This window comes from Roseovarius spongiae, assembly GCF_003651245.1.
GTDB lineage: Bacteria > Pseudomonadota > Alphaproteobacteria > Rhodobacterales > Rhodobacteraceae > Roseovarius > Roseovarius spongiae.
This window is the reverse complement of record NZ_RAPE01000002.1, coordinates 522,624-540,684: the sequence shown is the minus strand read 5'-3', so window position 1 is coordinate 540,684 and position 18,061 is coordinate 522,624. Positions and strand designations below refer to the sequence as shown.

The window sequence follows — 18,061 nt, the reverse complement described above, 5'->3', positions numbered from 1 at the left end:
GACATTTCCCCACCCTGCCCCAAATCGCGAGGGAGATTCAGGGATGCAGACCACCACCCGAGTGGCCGTGATCGGCGGCGGCGTCGTCGGATGCAGCGTGCTTTATCACCTGACGAAACTCGGCTGGTCCGACGTGATGCTGATCGACCGCTCGGATCTCACGAGCGGCTCGACCTGGCACGCCGCCGGCGGGTTCCACACGCTCAACGGCGACACCAACATGGCCGCCCTCCAAGGTTACACGATCAGGCTTTACAAGGAGTTGGAGGAAATCACCGGCCTCTCCTGCGGGCTGCATCACGTGGGCGGCGTCACGCTGGCCGACAATCGCGACCGCTTCGATATGCTGCTCGCCGAGCGGGCCAAGCACCGCTACATGGGCCTGGAGACAGAAATCGTCGGCCCCGAGGAGATCGCCCGCATCGCGCCCGTGACGGACGTGACCGGCGTCATCGGCGCGCTCTACGACCCGCTCGACGGCCATCTCGACCCCTCGGGCACGACCCACGCCTACGCCCGCGCCGCGCGCCTGGGCGGCGCGACGATCGAGACGCATTGCAAGGTGCTCGAAACCAAACCGCGCGCCGACGGCACATGGGACGTGGTGACCGAAAAGGGAACGATCCACGCCGAACACGTGGTCAACGCCGCCGGTCTCTGGGCGCGCGAGGTCGGCGCGATGGCGGGCGTCTACCTGCCGCTGCACCCGATGGAACACCAATATGTCGTCACCGACGAGGTCCCGGAGATCGTCGAGATCATCGAAGGCGGCGAAGAGCATCCGCATGTCATGGACCCGGCCGGCGAATCCTATCTGCGCCAGGAGGGGCGCGGCCTCTGCATCGGGTTCTACGAACAGCGCGCCAAGCCCTGGGCGGTGGATGGCACGCCCTGGGAGTTCGGGCACGAACTGCTGCCCGACGACCTCGACAAGATCGAGGACAGCATCGCCTTTGCCTATCGCCGCTTCCCGGCGCTGGAACGCGCGGGGGTGAAATCGGTCATCCACGGCCCCTTCACATTCGCGCCGGACGGCAATCCGCTCGTCGGGCCTGTGCCGGGGATGCCGGGCTACTGGTCCGCCTGCGGCGTCATGGCCGGGTTCAGCCAGGGCGGCGGCGTCGGGCTGATGCTGGCGCAATGGATGGTGGAGGGCGAATGCGAACGCGACGTCACGGCGATGGACGTGGCGCGCTTCGGCGACTGGATCACGCCGGGCTATACGTTGCCGAAGGTGGTGGAGAACTACCGACATCGGTTCTCGGTCGCCTACCCGAACGAGGAGCTGCCCGCCGCGCGCCCCTTCCGGCAGACGCCGATGTATGACGTGTTCGACCGGCTGGGCGCGGTCTGGGGGCATCAATTCGGGCTCGAGGTGGTCAACTACTTTGCCGAAGGGGACGAGCCCCGCTATGAGACCCCCTCCTTCCGCCGCTCCAACGCGCATCACGCCGCCGCGCGCGAGGTCCGCGCGGTGCGCGAGAACGTGGGCATCAACGAGGTCCACAATTTCGGCAAATACCTCGTGACCGGGGCCGGCGCGCGCGACTGGCTCGACCGGATCATGGCCGGGCGCATCCCCCGCCCTGGCCGGCTGTCGCTTACCCCGATGCTGTCGCCCAATGGCCGCCTGATCGGCGACTTCACCGTGTCCTGCCTCGGCCCCGAGGCGTTCCAGCTCACCGCGTCCTATGGCGCGCAGGCGGTGCATATGCGCTGGTTCCAGAAGAACGAGGCCGACGATGTGCGGGTCGAAAACATCTCGGACCGGCTCAACGGGTTCCAGATCGCCGGACCACGCGCGCGCGACGTGCTGCTGGCCGCGACCCGCGCCCCGCTAGACGAGATGCGCTTCATGGACCTGCGCCACGCGACCATCGGCATGGTCGACTGCCTCGTCCAAAGGGTGAGCTACACCGGCGATCTGGGCTACGAGATTTACTGCGACCCGATGGCGCAGCGCGCGCTGTGGGACGCGCTCAGCGCCGCGGGGGAACCGCACGGGATGCGCCCCTTCGGGATGCGCGCGATGATGAGTCTGCGGCTCGACAAGTTCTTCGGCTCCTGGCTGGGCGAATTTTCCCCCGATTACACGCCGGGGGAAACCGGCATGGACCGGTTCATCCAGTGGTCCAAGAACGCCGATTTCATCGGCCGCGCGGCGGCCGAGGCCGAGCGCGCCGAGAGCGCCGCACGGCGGCTCTGCGCCTTCCAGGTCGACGCGCTCGACGCGGACGTGGCGGGGTATGAACCGATCTGGATGGGCGGCGCGGTCAAGGGGTTCTGCACCACGGGCGGCTATTCGCACCACGCGCAGAAATCCATCGCGCTGGGGCTGATCCCGCGCGAGGCGGCAGAGGACGGCCTGCAGGTCGAAATCGAGATCCTGGGCGAAATGCGTCCGGCGACCCTGCTCACCGAGCCGCTTTTCGACGCGGACGGCGCGCGGATGCGGGGCTGACCCAAAAGTCTTCCCTGAAGACTTTTGCGAAGAGAATTCATTGAATTCTCTTCCACCTCAGCGCGGGGTGAACTTGAGCCAGATCCCGTCCTCGCCGCGCACCGTCAGATGCGCCACCGGCATCGCCGGGCGCTCGGGAACCGTCTCGAACCGGTAGGCGCGCGCCAGCATCGCGAGGATCAGCACACCCTCGATCATCGCGAAACCCGCGCCGACGCAAACCCGCTGCCCGGCGGAGAACGGGATGAAGGCGTCGCGCATGCAGGCCTTGCCGTTCTCGGCGCCATAGCGCGCGGGATCGAAGGCGTCCGGCCTCTCCCATAACCGTTCGTGGCGGTGCAGGTGCCAGGGGCTCAGCACGATCTGCGCGCCCGGCGCGATGTCGCGGTCGCGGAACCGCTCGGGGCCGCGCGCCTCGCGCACCATCATCGGCACCGGCGGATAGAGGCGCAGCGTCTCGCGGAACACGTCGCGCGTGAGCCTGAGCCGCCCGACATCGGCGAACGCGGGCGCGCCCTCGCCCAGCACCTCACCCGCCTCCTGCGCCACCCGGTCCTGCCACTCGGGATAAAGCGCCAGCAGGTAGAGCGCCCAGGCCAGCGCCGAGGCGCTCGTCTCGTGCCCCGCAAGGAAGAAGATCGCGACCTGGTCGATCATCTCCTCGGCGCTGAACCGCTCGCCGCTTTGGGGATCGACGGTGGTCATGATCTTGGTGGCGAGGTCGTCGGGCGCGGTTCCCGCCTCGATCTGCTGCATCCGCTCGCGCGTGAGCCGCGCGATGAGGTCGCGGATCGCCGCTGCGGTGGCCTTCGTCTCGCGCTTGTGCAGGCGTGGCATCCAGCGCGGCAACGGCAGCAGCGCGCCGATGTTGACCACCGGCTGCGTGCGCTGGTGATCGCGGAACTTGGTGAAGACCCGCGCGGCGATCTCGTTCTCGATCGGGATCGAGAACAGCGTGCGAAAGATCACGTCGGCGGCGACGTGGCTCGTCTCCTCCTCGATCTCTTGGGCGCTGCCGTCGGCCATGCCGGCCAGCCGCGCGACCGCGCTTTCGCCCGCTGCGACCATGGCCGGGAACACGTCGCGCAGGCGCCCGCCCTCGAAGGCGGGGTCGATGATGCGGCGCTGACGCTTCCACGCCTCGCCGTTGGTGACGAAGACCGAATCGCCCAGGAGCGGCTTCAGCCCCTCTCGGACGCGGTCCGATTTCGGGAAATCGTCCGGACGCTCCTTCAGGACGAGCCGTACGAGATCGGGCTGGTTGCAAAGGTAGGAGCGGAAGAACGGCGTGCGGAATTCGGCCATCCACGCGCGGTAGAGCCGCGCGGGCTGCGCCGACAGGATATCGGCGCGAAACAGCCGGACATAGCGCCAGAGCGACACGCGCCCCGCGCGCGCCGGCGGCTTGGGCGGCAGGGTCACGCGGCGATCCCGTTGAACTTGTTCACCGGGGTTTCGATCCGGCTCTTGGATGGCGCCCGCCCCTTGTACCGCGCGCCGAGCGTGCGCGCGCCGGCGGTGATGCGGAAATAGTCGTAGTCATTGGGGCGGTCGAAGGCGCAGAGATACTGGAAATGCAGCCGGAAGAAACGCCAGCGCAATTCGCGCCACCGCGCGGGGCTGAGCGTCTGCGTGAACGCCGCCGAGATCACCAGCGGCCAGCGTTTGGCCGGGGTCGCCACGCCCGAAACGCTGACCGGATCGCACAGCGCGAAGGCGCAGCCATCCCCCGGCGCCGTCACGTCCACCCATGCGAGGGCGTCCGTTTCGCCCAGGTATTGCAGATCAGCGCGCAGCCGGTGGGCGTCCGGCAGGAAAGACACCATCGGCGCCACCTGCCCCAGCGTGAGCAGCGACAGCGCCGGCCCGTTCGCCGGCGCCCGGCGCGCGCGAATGAGATCCGCGAGGATCGACACCGCCAGATGCGCGCCCGAAGAATGACCGACGATGAGCACCTCGTCCGCGTCCCCCGCGAGCGCCTCGGCGATTTCGTCCGCGAATTCGGCCATCCGCGCCTCCAGCTCCGGCGGGTTGGCCCCGCGATATCGTGCGGAATAGGCGTAGTCGTGCATGAGGTAATAGGCGAAGAACCTGCCGTCCCTGCGCCGGAACCATTCGAGCACGAAGGGAACCACGATCAGCCCCGCCCAGGCCAGCCACGGATGGATCAGCGCCAGCAGCCGCCCCAGCCCCCAGGCCAGCAGCAGCGCCAGCGCCAGTTGCGCCAGCAGGAACACCACCGGGTAGAGCGCGGCGATCACCGGCCCCTTGCGCAGCCGCATCAGCCGCCAGAGCACGCCCGAGCCGATATAGGTCCACGCCGTACGCGCCAGTTGCAGGTAGGTGCCCGCGATCCCCTGCGCCATGCTGCTCCGCACGATGTCGGACCAGACCAGCACGTCGAACTCCGCCTCGACCGGCTCATCGTCGATGCGCCCCTCGACGCGCCAGCCGTAGCGCCCCTTGCCCGTGCGCGCGCTGAGCGCGATGTCGTAGCCGGAAATCGCCGCCTGCGCCGCGCCTTCCTTGCGGTAAAGCTCGCGGTAGCGGCGGGGATGGATCGGGTCGTAACCGGGGATGTAGAACACCCGGCGGCGGCGCACTGTGATTTCGCTGGGGTCGCTCATCGCGCACCTGTCTCGGACTGCTCGCGCGCGAGCCTAGCGCAGGAGTTGGGCGAGAGTAAGGCTCAGCCCAGCAGCGCCAGCCCCGGGAACACCTCGAGCAGCCAGAACGCGAAGGCCGAGAACCCGCCGGTCAGCATCAACAGGCCGATGGTCCAGAGCAGCAGGCCCATGATGCGCTCGATCTGCTCCATGTGCCGCTTCATCCAGCCCATGAACCCGGTAAGCCGCGGAAGGAAGGCCGCGACCAGCAGGAACGGGACGCCAAGGCCGATCGCGTAGACCGCCAGAAGGACCGTGCCGCGCCCGACTGACGCCTCGGAGGCCGCGAGGCTCAGGATCGCGCCCAGTTGCGGGCCGATGCAGGGCGTCCAGCCAAAGGCGAAGGCGAGGCCCAGCACGTAGGCGCCGAACGCGCTGCCGCCCCGGTCGCCCGCGTCGATCCGCGCCTCCCGGTCGAGGAACCCGATGCGGTAGACGCCGACGAAATGCGCCCCGAAGATCATCACAAGAACGCCCGCCACCGCGTTGAAAACGCCCTGGTATTGCAGGAACAACGCGCCCACGGCCGAGGCCGCGAACCCCAGCAGCAGGAAGATCGTCGATAGCCCCAGCACGAAGAACAGCGCCGGCAGCACCGCGCGGTTGCGCGCCTGTCCGCCCTCGCTGAGATCAGCCACCGTGACGCCGCTCATGTAGGCGAGGTAGGGCGGCACGATGGGCAACACGCAGGGGCTCAGGAACGAGATGAGCCCCGCCGCCAGCGCCACGATCATCGCGGGCAGAAGGCTCGCGTCCATGATTTCGATTCCGAACATGGTCCTCGCTTAGCCGATATCGCGGGCGGCGTCACCGGGGCGTCGCTCACATCCCTGTGGACTGTTCGCCGCAGGCCGATTATCCCGCGGGACATGGACACGCTCGACGCCACCGGGCTCATCTGCCCCCTGCCCGTGCTCAAGCTGCGCAAGCGGCTGCGCGCCCTCGCCCCCGGCGACACGATCGAGATGCGCGCCGACGATCCGGCGGCCGTGATCGACGTGCCGCATTTCTGCGCCGAGGCCGGGCATGAACTCGTCTCCCACAGCCGCGCCGGGGATGCGGATGTCTATGTCGTGCGCAAGGGCGGCTGACAAACCGTCAGACCGCCCTTGCAAAAAAGCCCCGAAGATGCGTCAGCGCCCCAGCGACCACCACCCCCGGCGTTTGGGCTTGGCGTCCTGCGAGTCGCTCTCGGCCGCCGGTTCGGGGCTGGCGTCGGCGGGTTCGGGTTGCGGCTCGGGGGCCGGTTCGGGCGTCGATTCCGCCGCCGGCGTCTCTTCGGGCTTCTTGCGCGGGGCGCGGGTGCGGGTGCGCTTGGGCTTGGCGTCTTCCTTGGGGGCGGCGCCATCGGGCGTATCGCCGCTTTGGGGCGTATCGCCGCTTTGGGCCGCTTCAACAGCCTGCGCCGCGTCGCCGCCATCGCCCGCCGCCGCGGCGGCCTCGGGCTTCTTGCGCGGGGCACGGGTGCGCTTGGGCTTGGGTTTTTCCTGCGCATCCGCGCCGTCATCGGCCTTGGCGGCCTTTTCCGGCGCGGGCGCCTCGGCGGGCTTCTCGTCGCTCCTTGCGTCGTCCCCGCCATTGCCGTCGCCCCCGCGCGAGGCGTCACCCTCCGCGTTGTCGCCGGCGCCGTTGCCGTTCTCGCCATCGTTCCGGGACTTGCCGCCCCGTCCGCGGCTGCGCCGGCGGCGGCGGCGCTTCTTGGACTTGCCATCCCCTTCACCGTTGCCGTTACCATTGCCGTTTTCGTTGCCGTTGTCGGCATCGGCCTGATCGTCGCGATCCTGATCGTCAGTCTCGGCCTGGTCGTCGTCGACGTCGTCCATCAGCGAACTGTCGACCGACACCACCGGCGCCGCCGCTTCGGGAACGGCGCGGGTGGCGGTCTTGAACTTCTCCAGGCTGAAGTCGGGGCTGACGAGCGACGGGTCGCCCTCTATGCGCACCGACAGGCCATAGCGCGCCTCGATCCTCGCGACATGCTCGCGCTTCTGGTTCATCAGGAAGTTGGCGACGCCGACGGGCGCCTTGACCAGCACCTCGCGCGAGCGGCGGCGCACGCCCTCCTCCTCGATCTGGCGCAGGATGTTGAGCGACAGGTTGTCGTCCGAACGGATCAGGCCGGTGCCGTGGCAGGCGGGGCAAGGCTGCGTCGTGGCCTCGATCATGCCGGGGCGCAGGCGCTGGCGGCTCATCTCCATCAGGCCGAATCCCGAGATGCGGCTCACCTGGATGCGCGCGCGGTCGGTCTTCAGCTTGTCCTTCATCCGCTTCTCGACGGCCGCGTTGTTCTTGCGCTCGTCCATGTCGATGAAGTCGATCACGATCAGCCCGGCAAGGTCGCGCAGACGCAGTTGCCGCGCCACTTCCTCGGCGGCCTCGAGGTTGGTCTTGAGCGCGGTCTCCTCGATCGAGCCTTCCTTGGTGGCGCGGCCGGAGTTCACGTCGATCGCGACCAGCGCCTCGGTCACGCCGATCACGATGTAGCCGCCGGATTTGAGCTGCACCGTGGGGTTGAACATCGCCGAGAGGTAGCTTTCGACCTGGTGGCGCGCGAAAAGCGGCATCGTGTCCTGGTAGTGTTTCACGTTCTTCGCGTGGGACGGCATGATCATCTTCATGAAGTCCTTGGCGATGCGATAGCCGCGCTCGCCCTCGACCAGCACCTCGTCGATCTCGCGGTTGTAGAGGTCGCGGATCGAACGCTTGATGAGGTCGCCTTCCTCGTAGATCTTGGCCGGCGCGATGGATTTCAGCGTCAGTTCGCGGATCTGCTCCCACAGACGTTGGAGATATTCGTAATCGCGCTTGATCTCGGTCTTGGTGCGCTTGGCGCCCGCGGTGCGCACGATCAGGCCCGCGCCCTGCGGCACGTCGATCTCGCTCGCGATCTCCTTGAGCTTCTTGCGGTCGGGCGCATTGGTGATCTTGCGGGAAATCCCGCCGCCGCGGGCCGTGTTGGGCATCAGCACGCAGTAGCGCCCGGCGAGGCTGAGATAGGTGGTCAGCGCGGCGCCCTTGTTGCCGCGTTCCTCCTTGACGACCTGCACCAGCAGGATCTGGCGGACCTTGATGACCTCCTGGATCTTGTATTTGCGCGGCCGCGGCTTGCGCGGCGGGCGGATGTCGTCGTGATCGTCCTCGTCGGCGACCACCTCGATGTCGGAATCCTTGCTGGCCGCGCGGGTATCGTCATCGCCGTTGACGTCATCGCCGTTGTCGTCGCTGGCGTCGCCGTTGTCATCGCCGTTGTCGTCACTGTCGCCGTTCCGGGCGTGGTCCTCGCCGCCCGTCGCGTCCGGCGTTTCGGAGTGGCCCTCGGGTTCCTCCACGGGGGTTTCGCCGACACGCTCCATCGGCGAGGAGCCTTCCTCGTCGTCGCTGTCGATCGTCTCCATCCCCGAGATGTCGCCGCTCTGGACGGCGTCGTCCGTGTCGGTCTTCGCGGCTTTCGAGCGGCTGCGCCCGCCGCGCGAACGGCGCTTGGGCTTGCCGTCCTCGTCCTCCTCGGCCCTGGCTTTCTGGGCCTCGGCGTAGGCGCGTTCCTCCTCCATCAGCGCCTCGCGGTCGGCGATGGGGATCTGGTAGTAATCCGGGTGAATTTCCGAGAAGGCGAGAAAGCCGTGGCGGTTGCCGCCGTAATCCACGAACGCCGCCTGAAGCGACGGTTCGACCCGCGTTACCTTGGCGAGATAGATGTTGCCGGCGAGCTGGCGTTTGTTTTCCGATTCAAAGTCGAATTCCTCGACCTTGTTTCCGTCCACCACCACGACGCGGGTTTCCTCCGCGTGGGTGGCGTCGATAAGCATTTTCTTGGGCATAAGTTCCGTCTGCACCCGAACGCACCCGCCCGCCCCGGTGGGGCCGCGGATCGCCAGGGGTGTCTATTGAGGGCGATGACGCGCCGACAGGGCGCTGCGGGCGCGCCGTGCGCCGCCCCGCCAAATGCCTGTCGCTGTTTCGCGCGTCTCATCGCGGTTCTTCTCCGGCGCCTCTGGGGCGCCCATTCAGGACCCGGCAACCCCGCGGAGCGAGGGCCGGGCGTACATGTGATCCCGTATTTCGGGATCCAATCGGCCTGCTCAGATATAACGGATGCATATCCTGAAATTGTCTGAAACAGCGAATCTCGAAGGACGCGGCCGAACTGCGGCGCTATGTCCTGTAATCATTCTAATCGGTGCGGGCAGGCAATGACAATGGGCAAAATGCGACCCCGTTTCGCCGCGCGTGGCGCGGCGACCGGCCGGGGGCCCTGCCCCGGACCCCCGTGAATATTGCCAGCAAGAAGAAGAGCCGCCCGCCTCAGAGGTAGTCGGAGCGTTGCAGGCCGTATTTCGCCATCTTCTCGTTCAGGGTGCGGCGTGGCAGGCAGAGTTCCTCCATCACGGCGGCGATCGAGCCCTTGTGGCGGCGCATGGTGTTGTCGATCAGCATCCGCTCGAACGCCTCGACATACTCCTTGAGCGGCTTGCCCTCGGTGGTCATCACCGGCTGCATCTCTTGGTGGTCGGACATCAGCAGCGACACGATGGTGCCCGAGCCGCGGCGCGATTGCAGAACCGCGCGTTCGGCCACGTTGAAGAGCTGGCGCACGTTGCCCGGCCAAGGCGCCTGCAAGAGCTGCGCGGCCTCCTGCGCGCTGACCTGGGGCGCGTCGCAGCCGTAATCGTCGGCGAACTGGTCCGCGAAGCGGGTGAACAGCGTCAGGATATCCTCGCCGCGCTGGCGCAGCGGCGGCACGGTGATGCGCAGGCTGGCGAGCCGGTAGAACAGATCAGAGCGCAGCGCGTCCTCGGAGGTCCGACCCTCGTCCTGGAGGTTGGAGATCGCGACGATGCGGGTCTCGGGCGGCGTGCCCTCCTCGTTGAGATAGGTCAGCAGCCGCGCCTGCGCGGCGTCGCTCAGCACCTCGATATCCTCAAGCACGAGCGTGCCGCCGCGCGCCTCCTCGACCGCCGGAAGGCGGGTGTCCTCGGGGTTCATCGGGCCGAAGAGCCGCTTGAGCAGCGCATCCTCCTCATGGGCGCCGCAGGACACGAGCACGAATTTCTTGCCGGCGCGCGCGCCGGCGGCGTGCAGCGCGTGGGCCACCAATGTCTTGCCGGTCCCCGTCTCGCCGTCGATCAGCACGTGGCCGTCGGCCTGACCGAGATCGAGGATATCCTCCTTCAGCCGCTCCATTACCGGGGACGAGCCGATGAGCTTCTTCATCAGTTGGGTGCCGTCCGACAATTCACGCCGCAGCGCCCGGTTGTCGAGCGTGAGCCGGCGCGCGTTGGTCGCCTTCTTGGCCAGTTCGGTCATGCGGTCCGGATTGAACGGCTTTTCCAGGAAATCGTAGGCCCCGACGCGCATCGCCTCGACCGCCATCGGCACGTCGCCGTGACCGGTGATCATGATGACGGGCAGTGAACTGTCCGCGCCCATCAGCTTCTTGAGAAACTGCATCCCGTCCATGCCGGGCATCTTGATGTCGCTGACCACGATGCCGGGGTAGTCCGGTCCGAGCTTCTTGAGCGCGTCCTCCGCGCTCGCGAATGTCTCGGTGTCATAGCCCGACAGCGCCAGCCACTGGCTGATCGACTGGCGCATGTCCTTCTCGTCGTCGATGATCGCAATCTTCATCGCATTGGCCACGGGTCCATCCTCCGCATCATTCCGCTGCCTGGCTCTCCGCGTTCAAGATAGGCAGCTGCATCTCGAAAACAGCCCCCCCCGCGACGGCGTTTCGCGCGGTGAGACGGCCCCCGAGGTCGTTCACGATCCCCGAGGAAATGGCAAGCCCCAGCCCAACGCCGTCGCCGGGCTGCTTGGTCGTGTAGAACGGCTCGAACAGGTTGTCGGTATCCTCGATGCCGTGACCGTTGTCGCGCAGCGACAGCGTGGCAGTGTCGCCCGCCGCCAGCACGATGTCGATCTGCGCGTCCTCCACCCCCTCGGTCGCATCAAGCGCGTTGCGCAACAGGTTCACCATGACTTGTTCGATGCGCACGCGGTCGCCCATCACCATCACCGGCGTGTCAGGCAGCGCCTGGTCGATGGTGACGCGTCGTTGGCGCAGTTGCGGCTCCATCATCGCGAGCGCGGAAGCCAGCGAATCGCCCATGTTGACGGGCTCGAACGTGTTGCCCGCGTGGCGCGCGTAGCTCTTGAGCTGCCGGGTGATCGCGCCCATCCGCTCGATCAGGTCGTCGATCCGCTGGAACGACGACAGCGCCTCCTCCGGGCGGTGGCGGCTGATCAGCAGGCGCGCGCCCGCCAGATAGGTCTTCATCGCCGCCAGCGGCTGGTTCAGCTCGTGGCTGACGGCGGCCGACATCTCGCCCAGCGCGGCGAGCTTGGAGCTTTGCGCCAGCGTCTGTTCGGCCACGGCGAGGTTCTCCTGCACCCTTTCGCGCTCGGCGATTTCCCGCTGCAACCGCCTGTTCAATGCGCGAAGCTCTGCCGATTCGCGCTGGAACAGGGCGGCGCGCACCGCCGTCTTGCGGTTGAGGAAATAGAACGCCAGCGCCAGCAGAATCGCAAAACCCATGATCTCGAGCGCGAGAAACCCGTTCACCTTCTCGCGCACGCTCGCGTAGGTGGTGAAGCTGGCGATGCGCCAGCCGCGAAACGCCACGCGCCCCTCGACGCGCATCACCGCCTCGCCCTTGACGTAGGCGTCGGCGGGCAGTTGCGTCCAGTCGGCGGTGGCCTGAATCGCGCGCTCGATGGCGCTGGCGACCGGTTCGTGATGCAGCGCCTCGGCCTCGGTCAGCCCGCGCCAGCGCGGCTCGGTCGACAGGATGATGACGCCTTCGCTGTCGGTCACCAGCACCGCATCGGAAATCCCCGCCCAGGCGCGTTCGAACTTGGCCAGGTCGATCTCGACCACGATGACCCCGACAAGGTTGCCCTGGCTCTCGATGCGGCGGGAGTAGAAGAAGTCGTACTTGCCCGTTTCGCGCTGCAAGACCTTGAAAACCGTGTCCTTCGAGCGGACCGCGTCGACGTAGTAGGGCGCCGCGCGATGGCTTTCCCCGATCGAGTTGCGGTCGGTCGAGGCGACGGTGCGCCCGTCCTTGTCCAGCAGGGTGAGGGAGGCTGCGCTGATCTCGGTCACGAACGAGATGAGCCGCTGCGTCGAAAGCTGGTAATCGCCTGAATTGAGGGCTGAAATCAGCGCGGGATCCCGCGCGAGAAGCTGCGGAACGATGGCGTTCTGGCGCAGTTCGCTCAGCAGGTTGCCGGAATAGAGCACGAGGCGCAGCTCGGCCCGGTTGCGGGTGTTCTGGGTGAACCGGTCGGTCAGCAGCCGGTTGGTGACATAGACCGTCGCGACCGCCGCCAGCGTCATCACCAGCAGGAGCACGCGCACGCGCCAGCCTGTCGTGCGCGTCCACTGTTTTCCGCGAGGGGGCGCTTGCGTGTTCATCCTGTCAGGTTAAGCGCGCGCGCGCCCCGCCTCAAGGCCTTGGCGCCTCACGCGGCGACGAGCGCATCCACCAGCCCGGTGAACATCGACGCGCCGTCGGTCCCGCCATGCGCGGGTTCGGCCATCCGCTCGGGATGGGGCATCATGCCCAGCACGCGGCGGTTTTCCGACAGGATGCCGGCGATGTGGTCCACCGACCCGTTCGGGTTGTCCACGTAGCGGAACGCGATCCGGTCCTCGCCGCGCAGCCGCGCGAGGGTTTCGTCGCCGCAGTGGTAATTGCCGTCGTGATGCGCCACCGGAACCGTGATGACCTGCCCCGCATCAAAGCCGCGCGTATAGACGGACTCGGCGGTCGTAACCTGCAAATGCACCGGTTTGCAGACGTATTTCAGCCGCGCGTTGCGCAACAGCGCGCCGGGCAGCAGCCCGGTTTCGGTCAGCACCTGGAAGCCGTTGCAGATCCCAAGGACATGACCCCCCTTGCGCGCATGCGCCACGACCGAGCGGCAGATCGGCGAATTGGCCGCGATCGCGCCGCAGCGCAGGTAATCCCCGAACGAAAAGCCCCCCGGCACGGCGATCAGATCGACGCCCGCGGGCAGTTCCGTGTCCTTGTGCCAGACCATCGACACGCGCGCCCCCGCGCGTTCGAACGCGACGGCGAGATCGCGATCGCAGTTCGACCCCGGGAAAACGATCACGGCGGCATGCATCAGGCGATCTCCACCGAATAGCTTTCGATCACGGTATTGGCGAGCAGCTTCTCGCACATGGCGGTCACGCTTTCGCGCGCACGGTCGGCGTCGGTTTCGGTAAGGTCGAGTTCGATCACCTTGCCCTGGCGCACGCCGTTGACGCCGTCAAAGCCGAGGCTTCCCAGCGCGTGGCGCACCGCCTCGCCCTGCGGGTCGAGAACGCCGTTCTTCAGCATGATATGCACCCGTGCCTTCATCGCGTCATGGCCTTTCAGTTGATGAGTGTCGGCCGCGCCATCGGCGTCGCGCCCTTGGGCAGCACGCCAAGACGCTTGGCCACTTCGGTATAGGCGTCCGTCAGGTTGCCGAGATCGCGGCGGAACACGTCCTTGTCGAGCTTCTGGCCGGTCTCGATGTCCCAGAGACGGCAGGAATCCGGGCTGATCTCGTCGGCGACGATGAGGCGCTGGAAATCGCCGTCATAGACGCGGCCGATCTCGATCTTGAAGTCGATCAGCCGGATGCCCACGCCGAACATCACCCCTGACAGGAAGTCGTTGACGCGCAGCGCGAGGCTCAGCATGTCGTCCATGTCCTGCTGGCTGGCCCAGTTGAAGGCGGCGATATGCTCCTCGGTGACCAGCGGATCGCCAAGCGCGTCGTCCTTGAGACAGTATTCCACGATCGGGCGCGGCAGTTGCGCGCCCTCGTCCAGCCCCAGCCGCTTGGCCATGCTGCCGGCGGCGTAATTGCGCACGATCACCTCCAGCGGGATGATCTCGACCGCGCGCACCAGCTGCTCGCGCATGTTGAGCCGCTTGAGGAAATGGGTCGGCACGCCGATGTTGTTGAGCCCGGTCATGAAATATTCGCTGAGGATGTTGTTGAGCACCCCCTTGCCCTCGATCACCGCCTTCTTCTCGGCGTTGAACGCGGTGGCGTCGTCCTTGAAATACTGGACGATGGTCCCCGGCTCGGGCCCCTCGTAGAGGGTTTTCGCCTTGCCTTCGTAGATTTTCTTGCGACGCGCCATGACAACTCCATCGGTGCCGGGAACGGCGGGCGGGCGATGGCCCCCCGCGTTCCATGGCGTCCTCATAGTCCATGCGCCGCACTGCCGCAAGGTCGCGCGAAACCCTTGCGGTCGCGCGCGCCCGCGGCCATATCTGGGGACAACGCCACGCCTGCAGGAGAGGGATTTGACACCGTGACCACATTCGATGAACGAAAGAACGCATTCGAGAACAAGTTCGCCCATGACGAACAGATGAAGTTCAGGGCCGAAGCGCGCCGGAACAAGCTGCTGGGCCTCTGGGCCGCCGACCTGATGGGCAAGACCGGCGACGACGCGCAGGCCTACGCGCAGGAAGTGATCCGCGCCGATTTCGAAGAGGCCGGCCACGAGGACGTCGTGCGCAAGGTCGCCGCCGATCTCGGCGACCGGGCCGATCCCGACACGATCCGCGCCAAGATGGAGGAACTGTTGGCCGAGGCCATGGCGCAATTAATCGAGGAAAACTGAAGGTCCGGGGCGCCCCGCCCCGATTACAGGTTTGCAGCGCGGACGCGGCCGTGACAAAAGACGCGCAGCAGTCCCAGGAGAGATTGATGACCAACGCGCTTGCCCGCATGATCGCCGCCCGCGAATGGATTCTCGCCGACGGGGCGACCGGCACCAACCTGTTCAACATGGGCCTGGAATCGGGCGAGGCGCCCGAGATGTGGAACGACTGGCATCCCGACCGGATCACGAAGCTCTACCGGATGGCCGTCGACGCGGGGAGCGATCTGTTCCTGACCAACTCGTTCGGCGGCAACGCCGCGCGGCTGAAGCTGCACGGCGCGCAGAAGCGCGCGCGCGAACTCAGCCGCATCGCCGCCGAACTGGGCCGCGAGGTGGCCGACAGGACCGACCGCGATATCGTGGTCGCCGGCTCGGTCGGCCCCACGGGCGAGATCATGGCCCCGATGGGCGCGCTCACCCATGAGCTCGCCGTCGAGATTTTCCACGAACAGGCCGAGGGGCTGAAAGAGGGCGGCGCGGATGTCTGCTGGCTCGAGACGATTTCAGCGCCAGAGGAATACAAGGCCGCGGCCGAGGCGTTTCGCCTCGCTGGCATGCCCTGGTGCGGCACGATGAGCTTCGACACCGCCGGGCGCACGATGATGGGCATGACCTCCTCGGACATGGCCCACATGGTCGAGACGCTCGACCACGCGCCGCTGGCCTACGGCGCGAATTGCGGCGTCGGCGCCTCCGACCTGCTGCGCACCGTGCTGGGCTTCGTCGCGCAGGGAAGCGAACGCCCGATCGTCGCCAAGGGCAACGCGGGCATCCCGAAATACGTGGACGGGCACATCCATTACGACGGCACGCCCGAATTGATGGCCGAATACGCCTGCCTCGCGCGGGATGCTGGCGCGACGATCATCGGCGGCTGCTGCGGCACCATGCCCGAGCACCTCACCAAGATGCGCGCGGCGCTGGAAACCCGCGACCGCGGCCCGCGCCCGACGCTCGAGCAGATCACCCAGACGCTCGGCGCGTTCTCCTCGGCGGTGGACGGCACCGGCGACGACAGCCCGCAACCCTCGCGCCGTTCTCGCCGCCGCCGCTGAGCGCAATTCTCTTGCCAAGAGAATTGGCAAGGCTTTTGCTTCAAAAGCCTTGTACGGCGCCGTTTCAGAACAACTCCATCTGGTCGCCGTTCTCGACCGGCGCGCGGAAGAGATCCGTGCGCAACGGCGCCAGCGCCCGGTCCAGTCCCAGCCGCCGCGCGGCCTTGCTGAACCGCTGAGCGACAATACCGGCATAGGGGCCGGTCCCGCGCATCCGCCGGTCCCAGCGCGCGTCGTAATCCTTGCCGCCATGCATGGCGCGCACGTGACCCATGACGCGGTTCAGGCGATCCGGATAATGCGTCGCCAGCCATTCGCGAAAGAGCGGCGAAACCTCCCGCGGCAGGCGCAGCATGATCCAGCTCGCCGCGACCGCGCCGGCGTCCCGGCCCGCCTCGAGCATCGATTCGAGCTCGTGATCGGTGAGGCCCGGGATCAGCGGAGAGGTCATGATCCGCACCTCGATCCCCGCCGCGCTCAGCGCGCGGATCGTGGCCAGGCGGCGCGCCGGCGCGGGCGCGCGCGGCTCGAGCCGCCGCGACAGCGCCGGGTCCAGCGTCGTGACCGAGATCCCGACCCGCACCAGCCGGTCGCGCGCCATGTCGCGCAGGATGTCGATGTCGCGCTCGATGAGCGTCCCCTTGGTCACGATCCCGACCGGATGGCGGAAATCGCGCAGCACCTCGAGCACCCCGCGCGTCACCCCGTGCGTCTTCTCGATGGGTTGATAGGGATCGGTATTGGTCCCGATGGCGATGGTCCTGGGCGTGTAGGTCCGGTGACGCAGTTCAGCCCGCAGCCGCGCGGGCGCCTCGGGGCGCGCCACCAGCCGCGTTTCGAAGTCGAGCCCCGCCGACAGGCCCAGCCAGGCGTGGGTGGGCCGCGCGAAACAGTAGACGCAGCCATGCTCGCATCCCCGGTAGGGATTGATCGAGCGGTCGAACGGCAGGTCGGGCGAGCGGTTGTAGGTGATGACCCGGCGCGGCGCCTCGATCGTCGTTTCGGTGCGCAGCACCCGCTCGGGCCCCTGCCCGGCCCCGTCGCCGACCCCGTCGCCGGGCCAGCCGTCCGCCTCGTACCGCCGCTCGCATCGCTCATACCGGCCCGCCCGGTTGCTGACGGCGCCGCGTCCGGCGATGCGCTGATCGATGGGAAGGCTCTGGTGATGCGACATGGGGCAAAGATAGAACGAAACATGAACCTGCGCAACAAGTCATGATCATCCTGACTATTTTTCACGTGATTTCGCGCGATTGCCGCTCCGCCCCGGAGCGAATCCGGGCTAAAGGTCGGAAGAAGCGCGGCCAGTGTCGCATTTCGCTAAGTCAGGCGCCGGCAAAAGACCCAAAGCTGGCTTGGGAAACACGCGGTCCTCAAGGGCCTCAACACTATGGGGATAGCATCCATGTCGGAAGAAGAAGACGACATCATCCTGTCGGAACTGGACGACGAGGAACTCGTCCAGCAGATGTTCGACGACCTCTATGACGGTCTCAAGGAAGAGATCGAGGAAGGCGTGAACATCCTCCTGGAGCGCGGCTGGGAACCCTACAGGGTGCTCACCGAGGCGCTGGTCGGGGGCATGACCATCGTCGGCAAGGACTTCCGCGACGGGATCCTCTTCGTCCCCGAGGTGCTGCTCGCCGCCAACGCGATGAAGGGCGGCATGGCCATCCTCAAGCCCCTGCTGGCCGAAACCGGCGCGCCGCGCGTCGGCAAGATGGTGATCGGCACGGTCAAGGGCGACATCCACGACATCGGCAAGAACCTGGTGTCGATGATGATGGAGGGCGCCGGTTTCGAGGTGGTCGATCTCGGCATCAACAACCCGGTCGAATCCTACCTCGAGGCGTTGGAAAGCGAAGGCCCGGACATCCTCGGCATGTCGGCGCTGCTGACCACGACGATGCCCTACATGAAGGTGGTGATCGACACCATGGTCGAACAGGGCATCCGCGACGATTACATCGTGCTGGTGGGCGGCGCCCCGCTCAACGAGGAATTCGGCAAGGCGATCGGCGCGGACGCCTATTGCCGCGACGCCGCCGTCGCGGTCGAAACCGCCAAGGAATTCGTCGGGCGCAAGCACAACCAGGGCGTGACGGCCTGACCGCCGCCCGAGAACGATAGAAGCACGCGGCGAGTGTGCATGATCCATGACCCCGCCCGTGTCCCCGGGCGGGGTTTCTTCGTGCCTCGTCAC

General features: G+C 67.1%; 15 protein-coding genes. 5 read left to right on the top strand and 10 right to left on the bottom strand.

Going from position 1 to position 18,061, the window contains the following annotated elements; translation table 11 throughout:
• The first annotated feature begins 43 nt into the window (after window positions 1-43).
• Window positions 44-2,461, top strand: coding sequence for a GcvT family protein (locus tag D6850_RS09375; protein WP_121166147.1), 2,418 nt, complete (start codon window positions 44-46; stop codon window positions 2,459-2,461).
• 57 nt (window positions 2,462-2,518) lie between these two features.
• Here D6850_RS09375 and D6850_RS09370 read toward each other — a convergent pair whose 3' ends face one another.
• From D6850_RS09370 to D6850_RS09360, 3 genes are all read right to left on the bottom strand, one after another.
• Window positions 2,519-3,883 (bottom strand): cytochrome P450, encoded by a 1,365-nt coding sequence (locus D6850_RS09370; protein ID WP_121166145.1) that lies wholly within the window; start codon window positions 3,881-3,883, stop codon window positions 2,519-2,521.
• Window positions 3,880-5,088, bottom strand: a complete 1,209-nt coding sequence (locus D6850_RS09365; RefSeq protein ID WP_121166143.1) for a hypothetical protein — start codon at window positions 5,086-5,088, stop codon at window positions 3,880-3,882. Before D6850_RS09365 ends, D6850_RS09370 begins: the two co-directional genes overlap by 4 nt.
• A gap of 62 nt (window positions 5,089-5,150) precedes the next feature.
• Window positions 5,151-5,903 carry a cytochrome c biogenesis CcdA family protein gene (locus D6850_RS09360; RefSeq protein WP_121166141.1) on the bottom strand — a complete coding sequence of 251 codons (753 nt, stop codon included), beginning with the start codon at window positions 5,901-5,903 and terminating at the stop codon, window positions 5,151-5,153.
• A 93-nt stretch (window positions 5,904-5,996) separates the two neighbouring features.
• Between D6850_RS09360 and D6850_RS09355 the strand changes: the two genes are divergently transcribed.
• Window positions 5,997-6,218 (top strand): sulfurtransferase TusA family protein, encoded by a 222-nt coding sequence (locus tag D6850_RS09355; RefSeq protein ID WP_206019235.1) that lies wholly within the window; start codon window positions 5,997-5,999, stop codon window positions 6,216-6,218.
• 42 nt (window positions 6,219-6,260) lie between these two features.
• Here the strand turns inward: D6850_RS09355 and D6850_RS09350 are convergent, their stop codons facing one another.
• From D6850_RS09350 to purC, 6 genes are all read right to left on the bottom strand, one after another.
• Window positions 6,261-8,945 carry an Rne/Rng family ribonuclease gene (locus D6850_RS09350; protein WP_121166137.1) on the bottom strand — a complete coding sequence of 895 codons (2,685 nt, stop codon included), beginning with the start codon at window positions 8,943-8,945 and terminating at the stop codon, window positions 6,261-6,263.
• Between the two features lie 484 nt (window positions 8,946-9,429).
• Entirely contained in the window at window positions 9,430-10,752 is a 1,323-nt protein-coding gene (locus D6850_RS09345) for a sigma-54-dependent transcriptional regulator (protein WP_121166895.1), read from the bottom strand.
• Between the two features lie 28 nt (window positions 10,753-10,780).
• A complete protein-coding gene (locus D6850_RS09340; RefSeq protein WP_121166135.1) occupies window positions 10,781-12,541 on the bottom strand; it encodes a sensor histidine kinase in 1,761 nt (586 codons plus the stop codon).
• A gap of 47 nt (window positions 12,542-12,588) precedes the next feature.
• Complete coding sequence (gene purQ / locus D6850_RS09335; RefSeq protein ID WP_121166133.1) at window positions 12,589-13,257, bottom strand: phosphoribosylformylglycinamidine synthase subunit PurQ; 669 nt, start codon at window positions 13,255-13,257, stop codon at window positions 12,589-12,591.
• Window positions 13,257-13,496 (bottom strand): phosphoribosylformylglycinamidine synthase subunit PurS, encoded by a 240-nt coding sequence (gene purS, locus D6850_RS09330; RefSeq protein ID WP_121166131.1) that lies wholly within the window; start codon window positions 13,494-13,496, stop codon window positions 13,257-13,259. Before purS ends, purQ begins: the two co-directional genes overlap by 1 nt.
• Window positions 13,497-13,510: 14 nt before the next feature.
• Window positions 13,511-14,272, bottom strand: a complete 762-nt coding sequence (purC, locus tag D6850_RS09325) for a phosphoribosylaminoimidazolesuccinocarboxamide synthase (RefSeq protein ID WP_121166129.1) — start codon at window positions 14,270-14,272, stop codon at window positions 13,511-13,513.
• Between the two features lie 174 nt (window positions 14,273-14,446).
• On the opposite strand from purC, the gene D6850_RS09320 reads away from it, so the two are divergent.
• Window positions 14,447-14,761, top strand: coding sequence for a DUF1476 domain-containing protein (locus D6850_RS09320; RefSeq protein ID WP_121166127.1), 315 nt, complete (start codon window positions 14,447-14,449; stop codon window positions 14,759-14,761).
• Window positions 14,762-14,847: 86 nt separating this feature from the next.
• On the top strand, window positions 14,848-15,858 hold the full coding sequence (gene bmt, locus D6850_RS09315; protein ID WP_121166125.1) for a betaine--homocysteine S-methyltransferase: 1,011 nt from the start codon (window positions 14,848-14,850) through the stop codon (window positions 15,856-15,858).
• Window positions 15,859-15,922: 64 nt separating this feature from the next.
• Here bmt and D6850_RS09310 read toward each other — a convergent pair whose 3' ends face one another.
• Window positions 15,923-17,032, bottom strand: a complete 1,110-nt coding sequence (locus D6850_RS09310; RefSeq protein WP_121166123.1) for a PA0069 family radical SAM protein — start codon at window positions 17,030-17,032, stop codon at window positions 15,923-15,925.
• A gap of 231 nt (window positions 17,033-17,263) precedes the next feature.
• On the opposite strand from D6850_RS09310, the gene D6850_RS09305 reads away from it, so the two are divergent.
• Window positions 17,264-17,968, top strand: coding sequence for a corrinoid protein (locus D6850_RS09305; RefSeq protein ID WP_121166121.1), 705 nt, complete (start codon window positions 17,264-17,266; stop codon window positions 17,966-17,968).
• The last annotated feature ends 93 nt before the right edge of the window (window positions 17,969-18,061 follow it).

What these genes read in the sequence shown, in the direction of transcription:
- D6850_RS09375 (WP_121166147.1), top strand. Translation starts at nt 44, where the DNA reads ATGCAGACCACCACCCGAGTGGCCGTGATCGGCGGCGGCGTCGTCGGA.
- D6850_RS09365 (WP_121166143.1), bottom strand. Translation starts at nt 5,088, where the DNA reads ATGAGCGACCCCAGCGAAATCACAGTGCGCCGCCGCCGGGTGTTCTAC.
- D6850_RS09360 (WP_121166141.1), bottom strand. Translation starts at nt 5,903, where the DNA reads ATGTTCGGAATCGAAATCATGGACGCGAGCCTTCTGCCCGCGATGATC.
- D6850_RS09355 (WP_206019235.1), top strand. Translation starts at nt 5,997, where the DNA reads ATGGACACGCTCGACGCCACCGGGCTCATCTGCCCCCTGCCCGTGCTC.
- D6850_RS09350 (WP_121166137.1), bottom strand. Translation starts at nt 8,945, where the DNA reads ATGCCCAAGAAAATGCTTATCGACGCCACCCACGCGGAGGAAACCCGC.
- D6850_RS09345 (WP_121166895.1), bottom strand. Translation starts at nt 10,752, where the DNA reads ATGAAGATTGCGATCATCGACGACGAGAAGGACATGCGCCAGTCGATC.
- D6850_RS09340 (WP_121166135.1), bottom strand. Translation starts at nt 12,541, where the DNA reads ATGAACACGCAAGCGCCCCCTCGCGGAAAACAGTGGACGCGCACGACA.
- purQ (WP_121166133.1), bottom strand. Translation starts at nt 13,257, where the DNA reads ATGCATGCCGCCGTGATCGTTTTCCCGGGGTCGAACTGCGATCGCGAT.
- purS (WP_121166131.1), bottom strand. Translation starts at nt 13,496, where the DNA reads ATGAAGGCACGGGTGCATATCATGCTGAAGAACGGCGTTCTCGACCCG.
- purC (WP_121166129.1), bottom strand. Translation starts at nt 14,272, where the DNA reads ATGGCGCGTCGCAAGAAAATCTACGAAGGCAAGGCGAAAACCCTCTAC.
- bmt (WP_121166125.1), top strand. Translation starts at nt 14,848, where the DNA reads ATGACCAACGCGCTTGCCCGCATGATCGCCGCCCGCGAATGGATTCTC.
- D6850_RS09310 (WP_121166123.1), bottom strand. Translation starts at nt 17,032, where the DNA reads ATGTCGCATCACCAGAGCCTTCCCATCGATCAGCGCATCGCCGGACGC.
- D6850_RS09305 (WP_121166121.1), top strand. Translation starts at nt 17,264, where the DNA reads ATGTCGGAAGAAGAAGACGACATCATCCTGTCGGAACTGGACGACGAG.